Source organism: Candidatus Avedoeria danica, from assembly GCA_016703025.1.
GTDB lineage: Bacteria > Chloroflexota > Anaerolineae > Epilineales > Epilineaceae > Avedoeria > Avedoeria danica.
Map to the genome: position 1 here is coordinate 1,859,118 of JADJCV010000004.1, position 22,125 is coordinate 1,881,242.

14 protein-coding genes are annotated in these 22,125 nt (G+C 70.5%); 6 read left to right on the forward strand and 8 right to left on the reverse strand.

The window, feature by feature from the left end:
* Positions 1 to 81: 81 nt before the first annotated feature.
* The 3 genes from IPG72_10800 to IPG72_10810 all read right to left on the reverse strand — a co-directional run bounded on the left by IPG72_10800 (position 82) and on the right by IPG72_10810 (position 3,818).
* Positions 82 to 1,140: a GNAT family N-acetyltransferase gene (locus tag IPG72_10800; GenBank protein MBK6769471.1), complete on the reverse strand. Its 1,059-nt coding sequence runs from the start codon at positions 1,138 to 1,140 to the stop codon at positions 82 to 84.
* Between the two features lie 593 nt (positions 1,141 to 1,733).
* Positions 1,734 to 3,329: a hypothetical protein gene (locus IPG72_10805; GenBank protein MBK6769472.1), complete on the reverse strand. Its 1,596-nt coding sequence runs from the start codon at positions 3,327 to 3,329 to the stop codon at positions 1,734 to 1,736.
* A gap of 3 nt (positions 3,330 to 3,332) precedes the next feature.
* Positions 3,333 to 3,818, reverse strand: a complete 486-nt coding sequence (locus IPG72_10810; protein MBK6769473.1) for an Rrf2 family transcriptional regulator — start codon at positions 3,816 to 3,818, stop codon at positions 3,333 to 3,335.
* Positions 3,819 to 3,955: 137 nt separating this feature from the next.
* Here IPG72_10810 and IPG72_10815 point away from each other — a divergent pair, with 137 nt between their 5' ends.
* Entirely contained in the window at positions 3,956 to 6,010 is a 2,055-nt protein-coding gene (locus IPG72_10815) for a hypothetical protein (GenBank protein MBK6769474.1), read from the forward strand.
* 94 nt (positions 6,011 to 6,104) lie between these two features.
* On the opposite strand, the gene IPG72_10820 is transcribed toward IPG72_10815, so the two are convergent.
* Together IPG72_10820 and IPG72_10825 are read right to left on the reverse strand one after the other, a co-directional pair.
* On the reverse strand, positions 6,105 to 7,709 hold the full coding sequence (locus IPG72_10820) for a DUF1800 domain-containing protein (protein ID MBK6769475.1): 1,605 nt from the start codon (positions 7,707 to 7,709) through the stop codon (positions 6,105 to 6,107).
* Between the two features lie 231 nt (positions 7,710 to 7,940).
* A complete protein-coding gene (locus IPG72_10825; GenBank protein MBK6769476.1) occupies positions 7,941 to 9,128 on the reverse strand; it encodes a hypothetical protein in 1,188 nt (395 codons plus the stop codon).
* 162 nt (positions 9,129 to 9,290) lie between these two features.
* Here IPG72_10825 and IPG72_10830 point away from each other — a divergent pair, with 162 nt between their 5' ends.
* The 4 genes from IPG72_10830 to IPG72_10845 are packed head-to-tail and all read left to right on the forward strand — an operon-like array spanning position 9,291 to position 13,249.
* Positions 9,291 to 10,529: a beta-galactosidase gene (locus IPG72_10830; GenBank protein ID MBK6769477.1), complete on the forward strand. Its 1,239-nt coding sequence runs from the start codon at positions 9,291 to 9,293 to the stop codon at positions 10,527 to 10,529.
* A gap of 44 nt (positions 10,530 to 10,573) precedes the next feature.
* A complete protein-coding gene (locus IPG72_10835) occupies positions 10,574 to 11,662 on the forward strand; it encodes an ATP-binding cassette domain-containing protein (protein MBK6769478.1) in 1,089 nt (362 codons plus the stop codon).
* A gap of 2 nt (positions 11,663 to 11,664) precedes the next feature.
* Positions 11,665 to 12,459, forward strand: a complete 795-nt coding sequence (locus IPG72_10840) for an ABC-2 family transporter protein (protein ID MBK6769479.1) — start codon at positions 11,665 to 11,667, stop codon at positions 12,457 to 12,459.
* Positions 12,460 to 12,463: 4 nt separating this feature from the next.
* Positions 12,464 to 13,249: an ABC-2 family transporter protein gene (locus IPG72_10845; GenBank protein ID MBK6769480.1), complete on the forward strand. Its 786-nt coding sequence runs from the start codon at positions 12,464 to 12,466 to the stop codon at positions 13,247 to 13,249.
* A 60-nt stretch (positions 13,250 to 13,309) separates the two neighbouring features.
* Here IPG72_10845 and IPG72_10850 read toward each other — a convergent pair whose 3' ends face one another.
* On the reverse strand, positions 13,310 to 14,500 hold the full coding sequence (locus IPG72_10850; protein ID MBK6769481.1) for a hypothetical protein: 1,191 nt from the start codon (positions 14,498 to 14,500) through the stop codon (positions 13,310 to 13,312).
* Between the two features lie 166 nt (positions 14,501 to 14,666).
* Between IPG72_10850 and IPG72_10855 the strand changes: the two genes are divergently transcribed.
* Positions 14,667 to 15,542: a tryptophan-rich sensory protein gene (locus IPG72_10855; GenBank protein ID MBK6769482.1), complete on the forward strand. Its 876-nt coding sequence runs from the start codon at positions 14,667 to 14,669 to the stop codon at positions 15,540 to 15,542.
* A 12-nt stretch (positions 15,543 to 15,554) separates the two neighbouring features.
* On the opposite strand, the gene IPG72_10860 is transcribed toward IPG72_10855, so the two are convergent.
* Both IPG72_10860 and IPG72_10865 read right to left on the reverse strand, forming a co-directional pair.
* The gene (locus IPG72_10860; protein MBK6769483.1) at positions 15,555 to 20,516 is read right to left on the reverse strand and encodes a VWA domain-containing protein; all 4,962 of its coding nucleotides are present in this window, start codon (positions 20,514 to 20,516) and stop codon (positions 15,555 to 15,557) included.
* A 138-nt stretch (positions 20,517 to 20,654) separates the two neighbouring features.
* Complete coding sequence (locus tag IPG72_10865) at positions 20,655 to 21,926, reverse strand: hypothetical protein (GenBank protein MBK6769484.1); 1,272 nt, start codon at positions 21,924 to 21,926, stop codon at positions 20,655 to 20,657.
* Positions 21,927 to 22,125 lie beyond the last annotated feature (199 nt).

Here is a 22,125-nt window from a genome sequence, read left to right on the forward strand (position 1 = left end):
GGACCCGCCCCACAGAACATCGTGCGTGGCGGATGGATTCGGTCCTTCGATCGCCGATCCATCCGCCGTGCACGGCGACGCTCAACCCACCGGCACCGCGATCGTGGCCGGATCCACGAACGTCCCCGGGTTCTCCCACGCAGTCGCCTCGGCCACTGCCGGGTCGAGGATCAGAGCGTAGTCGATCCAGGCCGGCTGCGGCTTGAAGCCGAGCGCGTAGTTGATCGCGAGCATGCCCTGATTGCCGGTGTTGTTCCAGGTCTTCACCTTCTTGAAACCGTTCGACCGGGCGTACTCGAGCGCGCGCAGCTTGAGCGCCAGTGCGATCCCGCGACGGCGGTACTCCCGGCGGACGCCGGTCAGGCCGGTGTAGACGACGTCCGGCTCGCCCTGGCTGAGCCACAGCGTTGAGATGCCGGCCATCTCGCCGTCGACGACGGCGATCATGAAGCCGTCGGGCACCAGGTTCGGGCTGTCGACGATCCGCTTGATCCAGACGTCGTAGTCCGGGTCGGTGTGCTTGTCGGCCGACGGGATGTCGGCCGCCGCTGCGTTCGAGACCTCGAACAGCCGCCGGCCCCAGCCATCGGGGTCCTCGGCGCGCAGCTCGGTGAGCGTCGCGAGGCGGATGCCCGATGCCTCGACGGCCTCCGACTTGCCGGCAAACGCCGACGGGTTGTACATGGCCAGGTCGAGGTGGTTCTCCCACTCGCGCATCAGCTCGCTGAAGCCCCGGCGTTCGGCAAAGCGAATCGCGTCGGCCTGGTCGTCGCGGACGCCGACCGAGAGCTTGGCCGGGTCGAACCGCTCAACCGAGGCGCGGATGTGGTCGAACAGCTGCGTGCCGACACCGCGGCGGCGCCAATCCGGGTGGACGTTGACGTCGACGTACAGCTTGCGCGGATGGTAGGACCAGGACGACTGCCCAGCGGAGGAGATCCCGACGAGTGTGCCGTCCGGCCCGTAGGCCATCCAGCGCTCGATGTGGATCTTCGGGTCGCGGTGCGCGTCGTCGTGTTTCGCCTCGGCGACGGTGTCGACGTAGTCGTCGGAGTACATGGCGTTCGAAAGGGCGGTGCGCGCTTCGTACTCGGCATCCGTCTGTTCGAACGGGCGAATGGAAATCGGAAGGGGCTTCATCGCAAGGTCTCCTGGTCATCGGAATGGGAACGGGCGAAGGGGCAAACGAACGCGAATCCAAACCGGTAAATGGCAAACAAAACCCGGCAAACGGCAAACAAAACGACGCGCCGGGGTGATCACCCACGGCGCGTCGTAACTGGCACTTGCCTGGAGGAGGCGAATCCTCGTTGAGGCATATCCTCATTGAGGCACAACAGTGCGACCGCTACGAAACAAAAAGACCGTGGGCGTCAGCCCCACGGTCCACACGTTTCGCACGCGGTCGGGATGGGAACTAACGCAGGTTGCGCTCCAAGCCACCAATCACTGTCATCGGTTCCCTCCTGCGGTGTGGTCGTTCGGTCCGGCGTCGAATGGGTCGCGGCCCAAAGTGGTCACGATCCATGGACCCAACCATGGCCTCAGCCATGGCAGCGGCGGCAGTGTACGTGGTTTCGCGGACCTTGTCAAGACCCAATTTCAACCCGTCGCGCCCCGCCGGTACGGATCCGGCGGGGCGCTGAACAGGGGGAGACGGTGGGCGGGGGCAGCGGGTGGACTGCCCCCGCCCGGCCGTTCGAGAGTCGAGGCTGGGGCGCGCAGGGCGGCTGCTACCGGCAGCCGCAACTCCAGACGATCGAGTTGAACATCGGGTGGAACGGCAGGCTCGGGCTCCGCAGGGTCAGCCAGCGGCGCATGCCGTTCGTCGGGCTGGCGGGGAGGTTGGGCGAGCACCGGACGCCCCAGCCGTATATCCCGGCCGGGTTGGCGACCGCCGCGCTCATGATGGCCGCCGGCACCTTGCCCTCCACGCTCGGGCAGACCTGCGGCTCAGGCTGCGCGCCGGGCACGGGCGTTGCGACGGGCGGCTGCGTCGGCGTCGGGGCGACGCGGAACGGGGCGTACGGGTCGATCGTCTGGCAGGCATCGCCGGTGACGTCGGGGTAGATCGCCCAGACATCGCTTTGCTCGGCCGTGCCGTTCAGGCCGCCCATGACGAAGAGGCGATTCTGTGCCCAGTCGAACACCCCGGGGACCATGCTGCGTCCGGTGATCCCGGGCAGGTTGTCCTTGGCCAACCGCTCCCAGGTCAACTGGCCCTCGGTCTGGCCGAGCGGCGCGAGGTTCGTGCGCCAGACGCCGCCGCTATATGCCGCGCCGTCGGCGATCTTCGGGTCGGCCGTGCCCATCCAGGAATAGAACTGGTGCGTCGTGCCGTTGTAAGCGCAGGCGCCGTCCGCGCGCGCGCCGAACGCGTCCAAGTTCGAGAAGCGCGCCGATACATCCGACCACGTCCCGCCGGACTTCAGATCGAGCCAGAGCGCCTGCTTGAAGGCCGCCCGGCCACCGCCGGGCGTGCCGCCGACGACGAAGACGCCGTCGAGCCCGAGGTCCTTGTCGTAGACGTACGCTGCGCACGCGCCGTAGCGCCGCGCCGGCATCGTCCCGCCGGTGCGCATCTCGCGCACGTTCCATTTCGTGCCGGATGGCGCGGCGGTCCAGACCCCGTCCTGCGAGGCGGCCTCGGAGAGCGTGTTGAACGTGCCTTGGCCGAACACGGCGCGGCCGCGCTGCGAGTCGACGACCGCCCACAGGTGCGTCAGTCGACCCGCCTGGGCGGCCACGTCCGCCGGTACGCTGCCGACGTTCAAGCTGTCGGGCAGCCAGCGGACACCCTTGGCGTCCGGCGAACTGCCGATCGAGAGCAGGCGGACGTCCCCACCGGACTTGGTCGCAGCGTCCACGTGGCCGTTGTCGCAGCCGCCCGTGCCGAGTACGGACGCCCAGACGCCGTCGGCCACTTTGGCGGTGGCCATTTCGCGGCAACCCTTGTTGTTCTCGCGCGTGTAGCCTTCGTCCCCGCCGTACATGACGGTGTTCCACGACGCCATCGCGCCGTCGAGCTTGACCGCGTACAGGTCGTGGTCGGACACCGAGTTGTCGGCCGTCAGCGCGATCCCGCCGCCCGCGAACGTCATCACGCCCGTCTTCTCGTTGTAGCCGCCGAAGCCGCCATAGCGCGCCTGCGGCAGGCTGGGCAGCTTGACGTAGCACGCGTTGTCCGCCTGAATCCGCTCCGTCGGCATCGGCGGCGCGGCGCGCACGACGCTGCCGCGCGACGCACCGAACGCCGCGGCCAGCAAGCCGACCGCCGCCAAGCCGAACGTTGTGCCCCGGGCCGTTCGTCGAGCGAGTGTTGCGTTCATCCCTCATCCTCCTTGTTCAACGCCGCGCAGTGCGGCGACGGTGCACGATGCCGATGGTTCCGGGACCGGGAACTGACAGCTGAGCGGCTGCAGCGATCCCGCCGTGACGAGGTCGGCGATCGTCCAGGCGGCGAACGACCGCTCGAGGTAGGCGGCGGCCTCGTCGAGGCGTTGGTGGAGCGGGCAGAGCTGGCCGCTGTGCTCCGGGCGATCGAGCGGGCAGACGAGGATGCGCTTGAGCGGGTCGATTGCGTTCACGACGCTCAGCACCGACATTTCGCCGGCAGGTCGCGCCAGCATGAATCCGCCTTCCCGCCCGCGCTGGGAGCGCAGCAGCCCGACGCGGGCGAGGTCCTTGAGGATCTTCGCCAAGTAGGGCGCCGGCACCTGGCTGTACGCGGCGATCGCTTGGGCGGTCTGCGCCTTTTCGGGCCGCGCGCCAAGGCAGACGACGGCCCGCAGCGCGTACTCGGCGGTCTGTGAAAGCATGGCGCACTCCTCCACAACGGATAAGACGATCCGATTATACAGAATAGACGAGTCGTTGTCCACGACCAGCCACCGAGACGGGGTCCTTACGGCGGCCGATGCTCGCGCCGAGCGGGAACCCGCGGTACCCTCGGGGCATGCACAACTTGCTGCGACGACGTCGGCTTGGGGATCAGGCGGGCGCCCGCGCCCACCGCGGCGCCGTAGCCGCCCAGCGGAGCGCGGCGCGCGATCGAGCGGTCCTCGTCGGCCTCACGCTCATCGGCCTTGCCGCCCGCGTGCCGGGCATCGCGCACCAGCCGCTCCAGTGGGACGAGGGCTGGAGCATCGCCCTTGCCCGGCTGCCCGTGGGCGATGCGCTTCGGCTGACGGCGCTCGACGTGCACCCGCCGCTGTACTACGGGCTGCTGCACGCGTGGGCCGGGGCGATCGGCACGACGCCGCTGGCCGTACGGGCGCTCTCGCTGCTCGCCGCGGTGGTGGCGGTCCCGTTGGCGGCGGCGGCGGCGAGGGCGTGGTGGCCGGCGGACGGCTGCGGCCGCGACGACGACGTCGCCCGACGCTGGGCCGGCTGGGCGGCGGCGATCGCCGCCGCGCTTGCGCCGCCGCTCGTGTACTATGCCGGCGTCGGGCGGATGTACGCGCTGGCGGCGGTCGGCGTCCTCGCGTCGACGTGGGGTGTCGCCGCTTGGCTCGAAGTCGGCGGCGCGCGCCGGGGTGCGCAACGGCGCGCACACGGCTTTGTCGTGGCCGTCGCCGGAAGCGCCGCGGCGCTCCTGTCGTTCTACTACAGCGGTTTTGCCCTCGCCGGGATGGGCCTCGCCGCCCTCGGCGCGCGCCCGACGACGTGGCGCCGGTGGCTCGCGTGGGTCGGCGCGACGGCCGCACTCGTTGCGCCGTGGCTGATCTTCGCGCTGCCGCAGTTGGCGGCGCGGATGGCGGATCGAGCGGTCGTCGGCGAGGCGCCGGGCGCGTCGCCGGCTGCGCTCTTGGCGGCCGGGTGGCGTGCGGTGCTCTTCGTGAACGCCGGCGGGCCGGTGTTGGCGGCGTGCGTCGGTGTCGCGTTGGCCGTCGCGCTCGGACTCGCCCTCGACCGCGCGCCCGCGGACGTGTCGGCGCGGGCGCGGCTGGCGGCGACGGTGCTGCCGATCGTCCTCGTCTGCGCCGCCGTGGCCGTCGGCGCGCGGGCGCACATGTTCGCGCCCCGCTACGCCACGGTGGCGACGCCGTTCGTGGCGCTCGGGCTCGGCTGGGCGGCGGCCGGGGCGGTGCGCCGGCGTTGGACGGCGGTTCTGGCGATCGGCGCGCTCGTCGCCGCCGCGTGGCCGACGCTCTCGGGCGCGATCTACGCGCGGTCGGCGGAGTGGTTCGAGGCGTACGATCCGGGGGCGATCCACCGGGCGGTCGCCGAACTGGCGCGGCCGGGTGACGTCGTGGCGTTCAACATCCTCAGCCTGGCGGGGGCGTACGACAGCGCCGCGGCGGCGGACGCCGATCGCGACGACGACAACGACAGCGATGGAGGCAGCCCCGCGTGGACGTACGCCCAGCTCTGGGATCCCGTGCACGAGCCGGTGAAGGCGGCGGTCCGGCGCGTCGAGAACGCGTACGAGTCGGCGCTCCGCGGCGACGATGTCGGCACGGCGGCGCTCTGGCTCGCGCTCTACAAGGGAACCGCCGCGTCCGACACCGCGTCGCTCAAGGCGTGGGCGGACGACGAGCTGTTTCCGTCCGCCGGCCGATGGGTGAGCGACACGCTGCTCGTCGGCTACGTCGACGCGCCGACGGACGCGACCCGCGGGTTCGAGCCGGCGGTCGCGTTCGGCAACGGCATCGCGCTGCGCCGGGCGCGGTACACGTCGACCGCGCGGACGGGCGGCAACGTCGCCGTCGCGCTGCGCTGGCGGGCCGATGCGGTGCCCGCGGGTGACGCACGCGTCGTCGTCCGGCTCGTCGACGGCAGCGGCCGCACCGTGGCGCAGCGCGACGCCGTGCCGGTGGGCGAGAGCCGGCCGACATCGAGCTGGAGCGCGGGCGAGACGCTGGACGACCGGCACGGGCTGCGGCTGCCGTTGGGGGTGGACGGGTCGTTGCGGATCGTCGTCGCGCTCGTCGACGGGGTGACGGGGGTGGTCGGGGAGGAGGTCGAGGTGGGCACAGTGACGGTGGGGGCGGGCGGGGCAGGCGGATAGGATCGGGGGCGGATTGGGTGTTGTCGATTCGGTCAACGGCTGAAGCCGTCGACCGAATCGACAACACCCCCCGTCCGACACCCCCGACCCCCCGCTACTTCCACTGCATGTACGGGCTCGCCAGGATCAGCGCCACCGCACGCAGCTCGTCCTGCCCCGCCGACCGTCCCGGGTCGTTCGGGTCGGCGCCGGCGCCGTTCAGGCAGTTCACGATGATCTCTCGGTCCTCGGGCAGCATCGGGCGGCCGAGGAGGGTGAGGATCCAGTGATCGGCGATCGCGTCCGCGCCGACGAGGTTGGCCGGGCGGTGCTCGTGGGGCTTGTAGCCGGGCACGGTCGATCCCCTGGCGATCGCGAACGCCAGGTTCCAGCGGTGCAGCATGCCGGCGGCCGACGTCCACGGGAGTTTGACGTCCGGGTAGCCGTCCGGCGTCAGCCAGGCGAACGGAATCTGGCCGAGCTTGAACATGTGACCGTTGTAGCCCACGAGATGCTCGTACCACAGCGTGAAGGCCATCGACCGGTCGCCGAGCGCGGGCACGAGCACGTCGCGCGGCGTGCCGACGGCCCGCATCATCCGCACGGCCAGGTCGATCGGGCGGGCGAGCTTGCCGCCGTACCGGCCGAACGCGCCTCCGAACTCGTCCGACGTGAGGATCGCGCGCACCATCGCGCCGATGTGGCCGTCCGTCTGCCGGTAGACGTCCGCGATGCGCGCCACGAGCGCGGGAGCGGCCACCTCGGGGTCGTCGGCCACGAAGCGGCGGACGAGCTTGGCGGCCAGGAAGCGGGGCGTCGCCGGGTGGTTGCACAGGAGGTCGAGGACGATCACGCCGTCCTGGATGCCGCCGCCGGCCGGGATGTGGTGGCCGAGGACGGTCTTCGGACCCTCGTCGTGGTCCTGCGGCTTGAACAGGAACGTGCCGTACACCGGGTCCTGCCACTTCATGTTGCGGGTCCAGCCAGTGAAGCACCGAGCCACCTCGAGGACGTCGCGCTCGGTGTACGGTGCCCCGTCGACCGCCACGCCGAGCGTGTGGAGCTCCATGATCTCGCGGGCATAGTTCTCGTTCGGCTTGCCTTTGACGTTCTCGATGTTGTTGAGGTAGATGAGCATCGCCGGGCTGTGGGCCGAAGCGTTCAGCAGGTCGCGGAAGCGGCCGAGCGCGTGCGGCCGGATCGTCTCGCGGTCGTCGACGGTCTTGTAGTAGTCGACGCCCTCCTGGAGCTGGTAGATCGAGAAGTGGTCGCTCCAGAAGTCGACCATGACCTCGAACAGCTGGCGTCGGCTGAACGTCTGGCGATAGAACATCGCCGCGTTCAAGGCATCCGGGATGTGGTACGTGCGGATCGTCGTCTGCGACAGCTCGTTCAGCGACATGCCGAGCGTCGGCAGACCGGCCAGCACCGCGTCCTCGACGGCCGAGTCGTCGATCCCGGCCGGCTCGAGCTGGGCATCGATCCACGCCGCCGTGCCCACGGCCCGCACTTCGGCGAGGTCGTCGGCCGATGGGCCGAAGGCGGCGCGGCTGAGGAGGTGGACGGCGGGGTCGGGGGGCGGCATCTGCGCGCTGTCGGCCGCCAGCCAGGCGCGCTGCGGAGCTGCGTCGCCGCGGGCGCTTGCGATGCCGCGGGAGCGGCGGCCGCCGAGGCCGACGAACTGCCGTCGCGAGAGCCGAGCCGGGTTCCGATCGCCCATGGCCTTCGTCCTCCTTGTGCGTGACGATTACATGGGCGGGGGGCGGGTGGGGGTCACGGGGCGCGGTGAGAACGACGGGCGGTGGCGAACGACGGCGAACGACCGGGGCGGGGAAGCCGTGCGCGCCGGCTCGACAACGGGAGAGGGCGGCGACCCATGTGGTCGCCGCCCTCTCGATTTCGTCCCTCAGCGCACGGTCGGCCGCAGTGCCGACGTGGCGTGTGTCGACCGCTACTGGGCGCCGGTGCCCCCACCCGTCGCGCCCATGGAGACGACGCGGTACGTCAGGATGCGGCCCGGCAGGTAGTTGAAGACCTGGACGTTCACCGGTCCGTCGAACGAAGGCGTGAACTCGACGGTGGCGTTGCCGTTGCCGAGCATGGCTTGGCCGAGCTTGCCGAACGGGCCCCAGACGCCGAAGCCGGCGCCGTTCCAGCTGGCCGGGGCGTCGATGGCGCCGTGGATCGTGACGTTGTAGTTCGTGCCCCGGACGACGTTGAACGAGAGGTCGGCCGAGGCGCCGGCCGGGTTGCCCTCGAGGCTGCCGCCGCCGGGGGCCGGCGCGGCGGTCGTCGAACGCGTCGCCGCACCCGTTGTCGCGCCGCTCGCCGTCGCGGCACCCGCGGCCGCGGCCGGCGCAACGGGCGCCGCCGATGTCGTGGCGCCGCCGATGACGCCGCCGGCCGGCGCGAAGTTGCCGACGCGCACGCAGCCGTCGTCCCAGAACGAGTCGTTGTGCTTGACCGGGAACTCCATCGAGCTGTGGGTGTACACCGTGATCGAGCCGCCCTTGGCGACGGCGGAGACAGCGAGGTTGACCCACGCGTCGACCGTGCGCACGGGCGCGGACCAGACAACGGTGGCCGGCGGCGCAGAGCCCATCAGCGGCACGGCGCCCGTCGGGTCGATGCCGACGCGGATCTCGTAGTTGCCGGGCTTGTCCTTGTCGGACAGGAACGTCCGGCGGACCGGGTCGAACGCGTCGCCCTCGCCACTGTACGCCTGGGCGAAGATGCTGAACGTGTAGGCTGTCCCGGCGCGGGAAGCGACCTTCTGGTACACGCCGGCGGTGTGCGTGCCCCACGTCGTGAACCACTTCATGCTGTTCGCGCCGGAGTGGACGCGCGCCGAGTCGCCGCCGATGGCCGTCTGCTCGACCTTGAACTCGGGCTCGCGGTTCCAGGTGGAATTGCCGCGCACGAACCACGGCGACCAGCCATTGCCGACGGCCGACGACAAGCTGGTGCCCTCGGACTCGGTCTTGTGTGAGGCGCCCTCGAAGCCGGGGTTCTGGAGGAGGTTGCCGGCACATCCGGCCTGGGCGGCGGGCGCGGCATGTGCCGCCGGCGCCGCGGATGCGGAGAGGACGATGGCGGCCGCGAGGGCCGCGGCGGCGGGGACGAACAGCGAAACACGCACGGGGCGCTCCTGATGGCACGCGACGATTACGAGAGGTGGCAGGGCCGGCGCGATTGTATGGCGGGAGATCGCGCACGGTCAACGGGCACCGCACGCCGCATGCGGCCGTGGTATCCTGTCGCGCCGTGCCGCGACGCTGCGCCGCAATCCCAGGACGATGCCATGACGCGCCTCTTTGCTTCCGCCCGACGCTTCCGCCCCAACCTTCGCCGACTCGCGCTCCTCGCCGCCGGCGCCGTCGTGAGCGCCGCCGTCGTCGCCTGCAACGGCGATGCGGATCAGCCGACCGCCGAACCGGCCAGCGGCCTGCCGACGCCGACGCTTGTCGTGCGCGGGCGCATGGGCGGGGAGATGGACGACGTGCCGCGGCGGACGTCGCCGGTGGCGCTCGGATCGCCGGAGTATGCCGTGCAGGGGTTCCTGTGGTGGCGGCCCGAGGTGGCGGAGCGCGACCTGCTCATCGCCAAGGACATGGGCTTCACGTGGGTCAAGCAGATGTTCAGCTGGCGGGACATCGAGACGGAGAAGGGCAAGTTCGACTGGTCCAAGGCCGACCACATCGTCCGCAAGGCGATCGAGTACCAGGACATCCACCTCCTGATCCGGCTCGACTTCCAGCCGGAGTGGGCCCGCTCGGGGTGCTCCGATCAAGGGCCGCCGAACGACCCGCAGGACTACTTCAATTACGTCGGCGCCGTCGCCGCGCGCTACCGCGGCCAAGTGGCGGCCTATCAGATCTGGAACGAGCCGAACCTGGCGCGCGAGTGGTGCGATCAAGCGCCCGACCCGGCCGCGTACGCCGCTCTGCTCAAGGGCAGCTACGCCGCGATCAAGGCGGCCGACCCGACGGCGTACGTCATCTCGGCGGGCATTTCGCCCACCGGCACCCAGCCGCCCGAAGCGTACCCCGACGACGACTATCTCGACCGCCTATACACCGCGATGGGCGGCGACTCGACGGGCTACTTCGACCTCCTCGGCGTCCACGCTGCCGGCTTCGCCGCGCCGCCCGAGACGTCGCCCGACGAGGCGGCCGCCAACCCTGCCTTCGGCGGCGAGCGGTTCTTCACGTTCCGCCGCGTCGAAGACATGCGCGCGATCATGACGAAGTACGGCGACGACGACACGCGGATGGCGATCCTCGAGATGGGCTGGACGAGCGACACCGTCCACGATGCCTACAAGTGGCATGCCGTGACCGAGGAGACGAAGGCGGATTACCTCGTCCGAGCGTACGCCTACGCTCGGGACAACTGGTCGCCGTGGATGACCGTCATGTCCACCATCTACCTCTGCAACGCCGACTGGACGGCAGCCGACGAGCAGTACTGGTGGTGCGTGAACAACCCGGACGGCACACCCCGTCCGGCGTTCGAAGCGTTGAAGGCCATGCCCAAGTAGGGGCAGGCCCCCTTGCCTGCCATCCCTTCGCCAACGGTGCCCCTATGACCGACCCGTACCCCGCCGTCTGGGCCAACGACCTCGCCAAGACGTTCCGCGTGCCGGAGCGTGAGGCGGGCGTGCTGGCCGCCGTGAAGAGCCTCGTCCACCGGCGGATGAAGGACGTGGCGGCGGTGAAGGGCGTCACGTTCCGGCTCGAGCCGGGCGAGGTCGTCGGGTTCCTCGGGCCGAACGGGGCCGGGAAGACGACGACGCTCAAAATGCTGGCGGGGCTGCTCCACCCGACGGCCGGGCAGGCCGCCGTGCTCGGGCACGTGCCGTGGAAGCGCGAGAGGGCGCTGCTCAGCCGGATCACGCTGGTCATGGGCAACCGCAACCAGATGCAGTGGGACCTGCCGGCGCTGGACAGCTTCGCGTTGAACGCCGCCATCTACCGGCTGCCGCCGGCCGACTTCCTCCGGACGCGCGATGAGCTGATCGAACTGATGGGCGTGGCCGACCTCGTGACGAAGCCGGTGCGGAACCTGAGCTTGGGCGAGCGGATGAAGATGGAGTTCATCGCCTCGCTCCTCCACCGGCCGCACGTCCTGTTCCTGGATGAGCCGACGATCGGCCTCGACGTGACGGCACAGCGCACGCTGCGGCAGTTCGTGGCGGAGTACAACCGGCGGACCGGGGCGACCGTGCTCCTCACGAGCCACTACATGGCCGACGTCACGGCGCTCTGCAAGCGCGTGATCGTCATCCACCACGGCAGCCTGTTGTACGACGGCGACCTGGCGGGGCTCGGCGAGCAGTTCGCGGCGTACAAGACGCTTGGAGTGACGCTTGAGGTCGACGGTGTCGTCGGGGGCCGCGTCGGGCTCGGCGTCGACTGGGCGGCGTACGGTGAGGTCGTCGCCACGGACGGGGCGAAGGTGACGATCCAGGTGCCGCGCGCCTCGGCGTCGGCGGTCGCGGCGCGCGTGCTGTCCGAGCTGCAGGTGGCGGACCTGACGATCGAAGACCCACCGATCGACGAGGTGATCGCGCGCGTGTTCGAGGCGGGCGCGGCGACGGCATCCGCCGAGTCGGACGGCGACGACGATGCGGTGTCGGCCGTCGTCGATCCCGCCGCGACCCCGGCGTCCTGACGATGCTGCGCTTGTACGCCGGCGCGGCGCGGATGTCGATCCTGGACCAGCTCCAGTACCGGACGGCCAACTACCTCTACATGATCGGCATGATCGCCGAGCCCGTGATCTACCTCGTCGTGTGGTCGACGGTGGCCGAATCGCAGGGCGGGTCGGTCGGCGGGTACTCGGCGGGGGCGCTGGCGGCGTATTACATCGTCTGGACGCTCGTGCGGAACATGAACATCGTCCTGACGCCCTATGCCTGGGAGTGGCGGATCAAGGACGGACAGCTCTCCAGCGAGCTACTGAAGCCCGTCCACCCGATCCACCGCGACCTCGGCGGGTTCGCCGGCTGGAAGATCGTGACGATCCTCTACTGGCTGCCGATCGCCGCCATTCTGGTGTGGCTCTTCCCGCCGGCGTTCAGCACGGACACGTTCTCGGTGCTCGCGTTCGTCGTGGCGTTGTGGGGCGGCTTCCTCGTGCGGTTCATGCTCCTGTGGGCGCTCGGCCTCGTCACGTTCTGGACGACGCGCGTCGGGGCGATCTTCGATGTCTTCTTCACGGTCGAGCTCCTCGCGTCGGGCCGGCTCGTGCCGCTGTCCCTCATGCCGCCGTGGGCGCAGACCGCGGCGGACTGGCTGCCGTTCCAGTGGGCGTTCCAGTTCCCGATCGAGACGCTCATCGGCCGCCTCAGCCGGGCCGAGATCCTGCGCGGGCTCGGGATGCAGGCGTTCTGGACGCTCGTCGGCGTCGGGATCCTGGTCGTCGTCTGGCCGCGGGCGGTGAAGCGCTACTCGGCGGTCGGGGGATGAAACCGTGAACGTTGTCCGCTTGGCCGCCGCCCACTGGCGGGTGAACGCGCTGAACGAGCTCCAGTACCGCGTGAACCTCGTCGTCCAGCTCTTCCAGTCCGTCATCGCGCTCGCGACGGGCCTCATCGGCCTGTCGCTCGTCTTCCGCCAGACGGACGATCTGGCTGGCTGGTCGCGGCCGGAGCTGCTGGCCGTGATGGGCGTCCACCTGTTGATGGGCGGGATCATCCAGGCCGTGGTCCAGCCGAACATGCAGCGGCTGATGGGCGATGTCCAGAACGGCCTGTTCGATTACAGCCTCGTGAAGCCGGTCGACGCGCAGGCGCTCTCGAGCGTGCGGGAACTGCGGATCTGGCAGGTCGTCGACGTCCTCGTCGGTGCCGCTGTTCTCGCGGTCGCCGTCGTGCAGCTGGATGCGCGCGTCGGCGTCGGCCAGGCGCTGTGGTTCGTCGTCGCCCTCGTCCTCGGCGCGCTGTCCATCTACAGCTTCTGGCTGATCCTGACGACGGGCGTCTTCTGGATCATCCGCATCGAGAACATCGTCGAGCTCTTCCAAGGCGTCTACCAGGCCGGGCGCTGGCCGGTCGGGATCTACCCGCCGTGGCTGCGGGGCGGCCTGACGTTCCTCGTGCCGGTCGCGTTCGCCGTGACCGTCCCGTCCGAAGCGATGACCGGGCGGCTCACGCCGCAGACGATGGCGCTGGCGTTCGGCGTGGCGATGGGGCTGATGGCGGTGGCGCGGGGGGTGTGGCGGCTGGGGGTGCGGCGGTACGGGGGGGCGTCGGCGTAACAGCTGTCCGCCGCGATCCGTCCGTGTCCGCGAGTAGGGGCGAAGCAATTTGCTTCGCCCCTACTGCGTGTATCCCTCGACGGCCGAGAACAGCACCGCGCCGATCAGCGCGCCCCAGAAGCCGTACTTGCCACCGGCGATCGCGCCCTTCACGTCCTCCTTGCCGATCTTGCCCCAGTCCTTCGGCTTGGGTGTCGCCGCCGGGGCCGCCTGGCGGGCCGGCGGCGTGACCGGCAGGAGCACCCAGCGCGGCGCAGCGGTCGACGTCCGCTCGGCGTACCAGTAGCCGAGGCTGTGGCGGGCGACGCTGGCGGCCGTCAGGGTCCAGCAATTCGGACGGCACCAGTGGTCCGGGGCGATCGTCGGGATGGGCGGTCCGGCGGCAGGATCGAACCCGCCGTCCGTCCCGGCGGCATCGGTGACGCCGCCGGTCGCTGCGAAATCGGCGGCGAGGGCGTCGGTCACCGCCGAACCGGCCACTTTGTCGCCGGCCGCACTTGCATCGGCGCCCATGTCGCCTGCGCCGAGCGGGTTCGCCCCGCCGCCGCGCAGCCCGGCCTCGAGGCGGATGATCGCGGCGATCCGGGCCGAGGGGTCGGCGTTGGACGCCAGGCCGGCGGCCTGCTCGGCGAGGATCGCGTCGACGGTGCGCTGCTCGGCGGCGGTCAGGCCGGCGAGGGCGTAGATCTGGGCCATCGGCAGCGTCCGCTGGCTGGGCAGCGCCTGCAGGAGGGCGGGCCAGCGTGAGTCGCACGGGTCGATCGGGATCGTCGGACCCGGCGACGGATCCCATGGCGGGAGCTTCGGCAGCTTGGTCTTGCTCCTGCAAAGCCACGCGATCGCCAGCGCCAGCGCCTTGCGCTCGTCGACGCGGCCCCCGGCGGTCCACGTCGCACGCTGCTGCCACAGCGCCTCGACGCCCTCGCTATGCAGCGCGCCGATCGCATCAACGGGGTTGGCGGGGTTGGAGAAGCGGATCGGGATCTTGGGCGGGGCGGGGGTAGGAATGGGCCGGGCGGCCAGCGGGTCGATCGCGCCGCCGGCGGCCGTGTCCGACGCGGCGTCGCTGGCGCCGAGGGCGGTGGCATCGACTGGGGCGTCGATGGGCGCGTCGATCGCGGCGTCGAGGGCCGGCGCCTCCGGCGGCACCGACGCGCCCGACAGGCGGTCGGAGGCGGTCGTGCAGGCGGCCGCCGAGAGCAGCACGGCTGCGGCGCAGAGGGCGGTCCAGGGGGTGCGGGTGTGCTTCATCGTTGGGTTCCTCCATAGGGTCGGGCCGGGGCCGGGTCGAACTGGGGTGAGACTCGGCAACGATGGGGATACACGGCAAGTCGACGAGTTGTTCCCGGAAACGCGCGTTGCCGCCAGACCCGTCTATCATGGTCGGTTCGAGTCGGACACGCGAGGAGCGCAGCGCATGACGAACGTGCCATCGGATCGGCCCACGGATCATCCGGCCGACGAACCACGGATCTCTTCCGGCGACGAAGGATCGCGCGGCGCCTGGCCGTACGTCAACATCGCCGCCCTCGCCCTCTGCCTGGCCGTCAACGCCGCCGCCGTGATGCTGCCGCTCTTCGGGCGCGACACCGGCGCGATCTCGGACGGCTTCGACGTCCGGTTCAAGCCGGCCGGGTACGTCTTCAGCATCTGGGGTGTGATCTATCTGTTGCTGATCGCGTATGCCGTCTACCAGGCCCTGCCGGCCCAGCGGGCGAACCGCCGTCTGGCCGCCATCGACCGGCCGTTTGCGCTGAGCTGCGCGGCGAACGCGCTCTGGCTCGTGCTCTGGCACGCGCTCCTGTTCCCGGCGACGATTGTGATGATGGCCATCCTGCTCGGATCGCTGATCACGATCTACCGCCGACTCGACGCCCGTCGCGCCGACGTCGGCGCGGCCGAGCGGTGGTGCGTGGACACGACGTTCAGCGTGTACCTCGGTTGGATCTCGGTGGCCACGCTGGCGAATGCCACCATCGTCGCCGCGGACGCGGGCTGGGACGGCGGCCGGGTCGGCGCGGCGGGTTGGGCGATCGTTCTCCTTGCGGCCGGCGCTGGTCTCGCGGCAGTGTTGCTGAACACCCGGCGCGATGTCGCGTTCGCGGGTGTGATCGTCTGGGCGTTCGTCGGCATCGCGGTGACGGAGGGCGGCAGCACGGTGGCCAAGGCGGCGGAGTTGGCGGTGGTCTACGTCGCCTTCATGGCGGTTCGGGCGTGGTGGCGCTCGAAGCGCATGTCGGACGTCACACCGGCCGGCCCCCGATCCGGACACGCCCCGTCGGCATCGCACTGACCTGGCCCCGTTTCAATCCCCGCCCGCGATGAGCCACGGCAGGTGGACGCGGCCAACGGGCGCGACGGCCGTCCCCGTCCCGTCGCCGCTCGGCGTGGCTGACGGTGCGCCAGGCGATGGGACCGTGCGCATACCCGTCGCGGTCGGTGGCGCCGTCGCCGGCACCGCGCTCGGTGTGGCCGGATCGGTCGGTCGCGGCGGGATGACTTCGACCTCGACCGCGTCGAAGGGGATACGATGTGTCGTCCCGCTCCGGTACGTGATGTCCGCGTACACCGGATCGCCGACCTTCGTCGGGCCGAGTTGGGTCGTGCGCGCTTCGTATTGGACATAGGTGTCCACGAGGCCGATGCCCGCGGGACCGGGTTCCGGCTGGTCATCGAGCACGTCCCACCACAGGTTGGGCGCGCCATCGTCCTTCACCCGATGGGGGCCCGAGGTGCTGCCCTCGAAGCGGACCGCCGGCAGCAGGGTGTCATGGACGTTCACGGTCCGGAGCGCAAGACCGAGCGGGTCGGCGGCCAGCCACGGCAGTGTTGCGGCCGGGTCGTCGGGCTCGCTGATCCGATAGCGCTCTATCGGTACGAGGTCCCGATAGGTCGCACCCGTCTCCCCGCCGCGCACCTGGAGCACGAGGAGCGTCACGCCGTCCCGCTGCAGGCGGTTCGCTGCGGCACGCAGGGCGCCTGCGTCGATCGGAACGTGGCCACCGAAGAGCACCGCGACGCGCTCCGCCGGTTGACCGGCGAGCATCGTCCGCGCCCTGTCGAGGGCGGCGGCCGGGTCGCGCGCCGCCGCGCCGGTGCCCACGCGCCGCAGCTTGTCCGCCAATCCAGGGATGTCGACCGTGAGGCCGCTCACGACCTGTGGTCGCTCGTCGTACGAGATGACCCCGATGCGGGAGCTCGACACGTCGATGGACTGCGCAGCGTACCGTGCGATCCCATCGGCCATCGCGCCGATCCGCGCAGCGTCGGACACCGTTGGGCCTGCGGAATCGGCCCAGCTCGAACGATCCATCACGAACACAAGCGATACCGGGCGCACCGCCGAGCGGCAGTCCGCGACAACCGTCATCTTGACGACCAGCGGCGTTCCGAGCCGCACGATCGCCGGTTCGACGAAGCGTTGCAGTTTCAGGCGGCACTGGCGCTCCTCGGGTCCGCTCTCGGCCGCTGCCGTGTCACGTGTCGCCATGATCGCGGCGGGCACAGCTTGGTCGGCCGCATGCGGTTTGTCGGCCGCATACGGCTTCGGCCGTGTCGGCCACAGCGTTGCAGACGGGCACCGCATGACTCGCCGAATCCGCTCGAGCACGGCGTCGAGCGCCTCCGCGTCGGACGTCACGAACGCCGAGCCTGGATCGCCCGTGATCGCAGCCAATGTCGTCGCGGGTACGTCTTCTCCAACGCCGACTGCGAAGAGTGCGGTCCCCGCATTGCGCAGCGCCTCGCCGGCCTCGACCGCCGCCGCCGCTGACGGGCCGTCCAGATCCGCGTCCGTGACGATGACGACGCTGCGCCGGCGATCACCGCGCTCCGTCTCCCCATGCCAGAGCTCGTCGGCGGCCGCAAGCCCGCACGCCAGACAGCTCCCGGCGCCCGGCACGACGCGATCGAGCGCGCTGCGGACCGTGGCCGTGTCCTCCGATAGCGGCGATGCGCGGTCGGCCATGGCATGGAACGTGACAAGCGCAAAGCGCGTCCCGGGGCGCTGCGACAGCGCGTTCACGAACGTGTGGATCGCCCCGATGGCCGCGGCGAGCCGCGACCGGCCTGTGGCTGTCTGGGCCGACATGCTGTGCGACCGGTCGAGCACGAAGGCGACATCCATTGCCTGTCTTTCCGCCGGACAGTCCTCGCGCAGCGCAACGGGCAGGAATGCGCGATGCGGGATCGATGTCGTCGTCGCCCTCGTGGCCGCGGTGGCCGTCGGCGCGGGGCTCGGTGTGCGCGTCGGGCCGTCGACTTCCAATAACGGCTGGTCGAGCTCCAGCGTCCGGCGCGCGCCGTCGCCGTCCGTGTAGTGCGCAATCGAGCGGGCGTTCGCCGGGTATCGCCCACCGACACGCGGCACGACGCGGTAGGTGAACGTGATGCCGGCGGACGGCGCGATGGGTAGACCGTACTGCAACCGTCGACCGAAGGCGCCAACGGGCGGAGCCGCTGAACCGGGCACGAGATCGACGTCGGGGTGAACCTCGCTCTCCAGCAGCACGTCGCCGAGCGCGTATCCGCGGATGCGCGTGCCGAGCGCGGCGGCCATGGCACGCAACGTCGCGTCGTCCGGGGCCATGTGGTGGTGCTCGGGACGTGAGGCGTAGCGCCGTGCAATGGAGTCGCGCGGACCGTCGATCTCGAGCACATGGATCTCCCCGCCCGCTGCGGCGATGCGCGCGATCGGCTCGAGGTCGCTGATGGCGCCGTCGGTCGCCGTGGCACTGCGCGCTCCGGCGGTGAACACAACCACGACGCGGACTGCGTTGCCACGCGTGCCGAGCGCCAACTCGTCCCGAACGAGTCGGACCCAGCCTTGCGTGGCGCACGCCGCCGTCGGCCGGAGCGCAGACAGCGTGACGAGCGTCCGCGAGCGATCGGCGAGCAACGGCTGGCGCAGCGTGCACTGCATCGCATCGGATCGCGCGACGACTCCGACGCTCGCCCGCCGCCAGTCGAGCGCCTCGACGAACGCGCCGGCCGCGGCGGTCATCGCGGGCATCTCGCGCTCGATCGCGTCCCTCCCGGTTTGGACGAACGCCAGGATCACGTCGACCGGGGCGATGGAAGCCTCGGGACACGCACCGCCCATCCACTCCGTCACCGTGACCGCCTCGCCGGCGCGCACGCGCGTCCGGTCGAGCGCCACGGTCCCCCGCACGGTGCAGGCGCCGGCGCCCGGACTCGGCGAGGGTGGCGGCGTGGACGGCGTCTCGACGGCCGGGGGCGGGGCGGCAGCCGGATCGTAGATCAGCAGGCGGGGCCGCCGAACACTGTGCAGCGCGCCTCCGAACGACACGTAGCCGTCGAGCACAATCACCCGGCCGTCGGGACCGAAGCCGATGTCGACCGGAACGGTGGGGCCATCGCCGCCGTCGGGTCGCCAAGCCCCCGTCACCGCGCCGCCCGGCCCGACGAACTCGATCGCCCCGTCGTCGCCGAGCACGGCGACCCGACCATCGCCGGCCGCGGCCAGCTCGATTGGCACGAGTCGCCGGCTGATCGGCCAGACCTCGGCCGGGGCGGCCGGCTGGTCCCCATCCCCGAAGGGCGGAAGCATCCAGCGTTCCACGGTCATCCCGGGCAGGTCGAGCACGTTCAGAATCGTGGGCTCGCTCCACGCGCGCGAAAGCCCGAACGGCCAGAGAATGGTCTGGGATGGCGAGCGAAGTTCGGGCAGCGGCACGCCTGCCGACAGCGTCCATCGCCGGATCGCGCGCCCGTGGCGATCGGCCAGGAGCACTTCGTCGCCCGTGATCACGAGCCCGCGTGCCGGATGGATGTCCAGCGCGGCGCGCCACAGCCGGTGACCCTGGTCGTCGTAGCGCGCGATGGCGATGCCGTCGCTGTCCTGGCCGAGCAGAACCCATCCGCCGTCGGCCACCGCGTCGATGTCCCATGCACCGCCGGGGGTGTACCAGGCGCCTTCGCGGGTTCCGTCGCGCGCCCAGCGCGTGACGATCCCGTAGTGCACCGCCAGCGTGAGCACGCGACCGTCCGGCAATACGCTCAGGCGATCCGTCCAAGCCGACTCGACGACGTCGCCAGCCGGTGATTGGGGCGATCCGCCGGGCGCGAGGGCGACGGTGTTGCCGATCGCGTCGATCTCGACGAGGGTGAGCAGGGCGCCGCCTTGCAGGCCGCGCCGGGACCAAAGGTTGTCGGCACCGACACCATAGCTGTCCACCTCACCGTGCGTGACCTGTCGCACGACCGCGAAGCCGCCGCCCGGTCGCACCGCGAAAGGGAGTCCCCCGTCCGTGCGCGCCACGGGCGTGGTCAACGCGCCGATCTCGGCACGCTGGCGCCACCGCGACCACGGGAACTGCACCCAGTCGATGAGTCGCAGGTCCGGGCCGTAGCGCAGCACGCCATCCAGCTCATGCACGTGCAGCACGCCGGACGCATCGCGCGCCATCGGAACGCTGTCCGACAGAGTGGGGCTCGAACAGATCGGCAGTGGCCTCGTGGGTAGCAGTGCGGCCGGAACCTCGGCCGACCAAGCGCCGAGCGGCGTACCGTCCGGTGAATAGCGCTCTACCGTGGTGCGCCAGTCCACGCACGCGGAACCCCCGGCCAGCTGCACGAGCACGACGCCGTCGCCGCTGACCGCGATCCGGCCGATCGATCCACGGTCGTCGCCTGGGTGCGGCGGGAAGGCGGGCATGGGAAGAGCCCAACGATCCGCCGGTGCTCCGTCGGCGCCGAAGCGGTGGACTGCGGCCCCGATCGGCGCGCCGATGGCGTCGATGTCCAGCTCGAGTGCGAACACTTCGCCGTTCGGCGCGACGGCCATCGACTCCAGCTGCGCGCGGCCGGACGACGGCGGCTCGAGGCTCGGCGCCAGCGTCCAGAGCGTCCGGCCGTCCGCATCAAAGGCCCAAATGCGCTCCGTGGCGCCGTCGAGCACGTACACCCGCCCCCGCTGGGGATCGGTGTCGATCCGAACCGGCGCCCATCCGGCCGTCGGCGGTCCCGGCCAAGCAGCGTGCCCCGGGCTGTCCGCCCCCACCGCGAAGACCCTCTGGCCGTCGACGGCCAACAACGTCCCGCGCCCGAGATACGCGATGTCCCGCGGCTCGAGCAGCGGGAGGGTGTGCGGAAACAGCGGTCGCACCTCGGTGACGGGCGGCTGCGCGGCGGTCGCCGTCCGTTCCTCCGGCGGCGCCGCCGCCGGCCCTGCGACGAGCATGGCTGTCGCAAGGCCGACGGCGATCAGGCCGCTGGCTGACACGTGCTGCGGGCGCCGCTCATCCAACGGGCGATGGGGCGAAGGGCGTGCGCAGTCTGCAACACGTATCAGCACATCGTTCATCGTCGTTCCGCCTCTGATCGTACGCTTCCCCTCGAACCCGATCGGCGGCGCGACCGGTGCTTGCGGGTCCGCTCAGGAACGTTACGGGGTGCTAGAGCTACACTCGAAGGCCCCATTGGCCCCCGTCACATCGGTGATCTTGTTGAAGTTCCCTGCGGGGTTGTTCGTCGGGTAGACATACAGCTCCACTAGGTCGTCGCCCTCGTCGCAGGAGCCATTCGATGAAACCGGGACGAGGAACTTGGCCAAGGCGATCCGCTGTGAGGCGAAGGAAATCGTATGGCACTGCGAGTAGTCGGCGGTGCACGCCTGGTACGCCGTGGTCACGCCGCCCTCTTTCACCATCCAGACCGCCTTGAACTCGATCGTTGGGTAGGAACCACCCTGGACTCGCTTCTGGTGGACCACGCCTTTCCCCCACTCGCCCATCCCGGCGGCGGGCGGTATCGGCATCGGCTCGCGATGGCCGGTGGCCGACGAGGACGTGCCGTTGCATGGCGAAGAGAGGCACGTGTTGGAGTTGAGCGTAAAGGACGCGATCGCCGACTGAGGTACGTCGCCGGCAGTTGGATCGCAATCGTCCGTCGAGGGGTCAAGGTAGCACGCGGACGCAGGGCCGACCAGCTCGAGGTTCTTCAGGCTGATCACACCGCAGCTGTTGAACAGGGCCGAGCTTCCGCGCTGGACGAGGTCCGCCGCGGCACCCTGCAGCTCCTGCCCGTCACTCCGCCACGTGACGAACACGCGGATCGCCTTGTCGGCGTCCCCACCGGCGCTGCCGGTTGCCCGCGTGATGCCCACCTCGGCGTACTCGAAGGGGTAGAACGAGCCGCAGGTTGCGGGCAGACCCAACGCCATATCCTGCCACTCTTCGTACTGGGAGTCAGGCCCGCACTGAGTCGACGTCGTGTAGTTCGTAATCGACACGACGCTGAGATCGACCTCCGACGACCCGGTCTTGATGCCGTCGATTTCGACCTTTTCTATGTCGTCACCGAGCGGCACGACACACCGTTCGACCTCGGCCGTACTGCCGGCGGCCATCGACGACCATCCGCTCCAGGCACCGGTCGTTCCGTCGACGGTCCACCGCGTCCGGTATTGAACCGTTACCGTTTCATCGTTCTGGAACTCGACGCGGGCAACCTCGTACTCACTCGCGTCCTGCGCCGTAAGGAATTCCTCGATCTCGGCGCCGGATTGCGCCTTAACCCGTTGACCGGGTTGTGCGATCCCGATCCCGATGCCAAGCACAAGCCCGGCGATCGTGAGGAGACCGAGTGCGAGGGTCGGTAGTTTTCGGAAGATACGGTTGGGGTTGTGTGGGCGCTCGATGTAGTCTGCAGTGTTCATTGTGGACTTCCTTCCATGGGATGTGTGGCGCGGTTGCCGGGAGCGGATTCGGAGCGTATCAGGTGGCCGAGACGGGTCTGCTTGCCCGGGTGGACGGATCGAGGTGCCTCCTAACTTGCGAACCCCTGCACTTGCGACCGCAACTGCAACACGCGCCGCGTTACGACGCCCCAAGGCTACTCGGATAGCGTTGCGCCAG

Coding starts and splice junctions, on each gene's coding strand:
- IPG72_10835 (MBK6769478.1), top strand. CDS start 10,574: ATGACCGACCCGTACCCCGCCGTCTGGGCCAACGACCTCGCCAAGACG.
- IPG72_10815 (MBK6769474.1), top strand. CDS start 3,956: ATGCACAACTTGCTGCGACGACGTCGGCTTGGGGATCAGGCGGGCGCC.
- IPG72_10800 (MBK6769471.1), bottom strand. CDS start 1,140: ATGAAGCCCCTTCCGATTTCCATTCGCCCGTTCGAACAGACGGATGCC.
- IPG72_10840 (MBK6769479.1), top strand. CDS start 11,665: ATGCTGCGCTTGTACGCCGGCGCGGCGCGGATGTCGATCCTGGACCAG.
- IPG72_10850 (MBK6769481.1), bottom strand. CDS start 14,500: ATGAAGCACACCCGCACCCCCTGGACCGCCCTCTGCGCCGCAGCCGTG.
- IPG72_10830 (MBK6769477.1), top strand. CDS start 9,291: ATGACGCGCCTCTTTGCTTCCGCCCGACGCTTCCGCCCCAACCTTCGC.
- IPG72_10865 (MBK6769484.1), bottom strand. CDS start 21,926: ATGAACACTGCAGACTACATCGAGCGCCCACACAACCCCAACCGTATC.
- IPG72_10820 (MBK6769475.1), bottom strand. CDS start 7,709: ATGGGCGATCGGAACCCGGCTCGGCTCTCGCGACGGCAGTTCGTCGGC.
- IPG72_10855 (MBK6769482.1), top strand. CDS start 14,667: ATGACGAACGTGCCATCGGATCGGCCCACGGATCATCCGGCCGACGAA.
- IPG72_10810 (MBK6769473.1), bottom strand. CDS start 3,818: ATGCTTTCACAGACCGCCGAGTACGCGCTGCGGGCCGTCGTCTGCCTT.
- IPG72_10805 (MBK6769472.1), bottom strand. CDS start 3,329: ATGAACGCAACACTCGCTCGACGAACGGCCCGGGGCACAACGTTCGGC.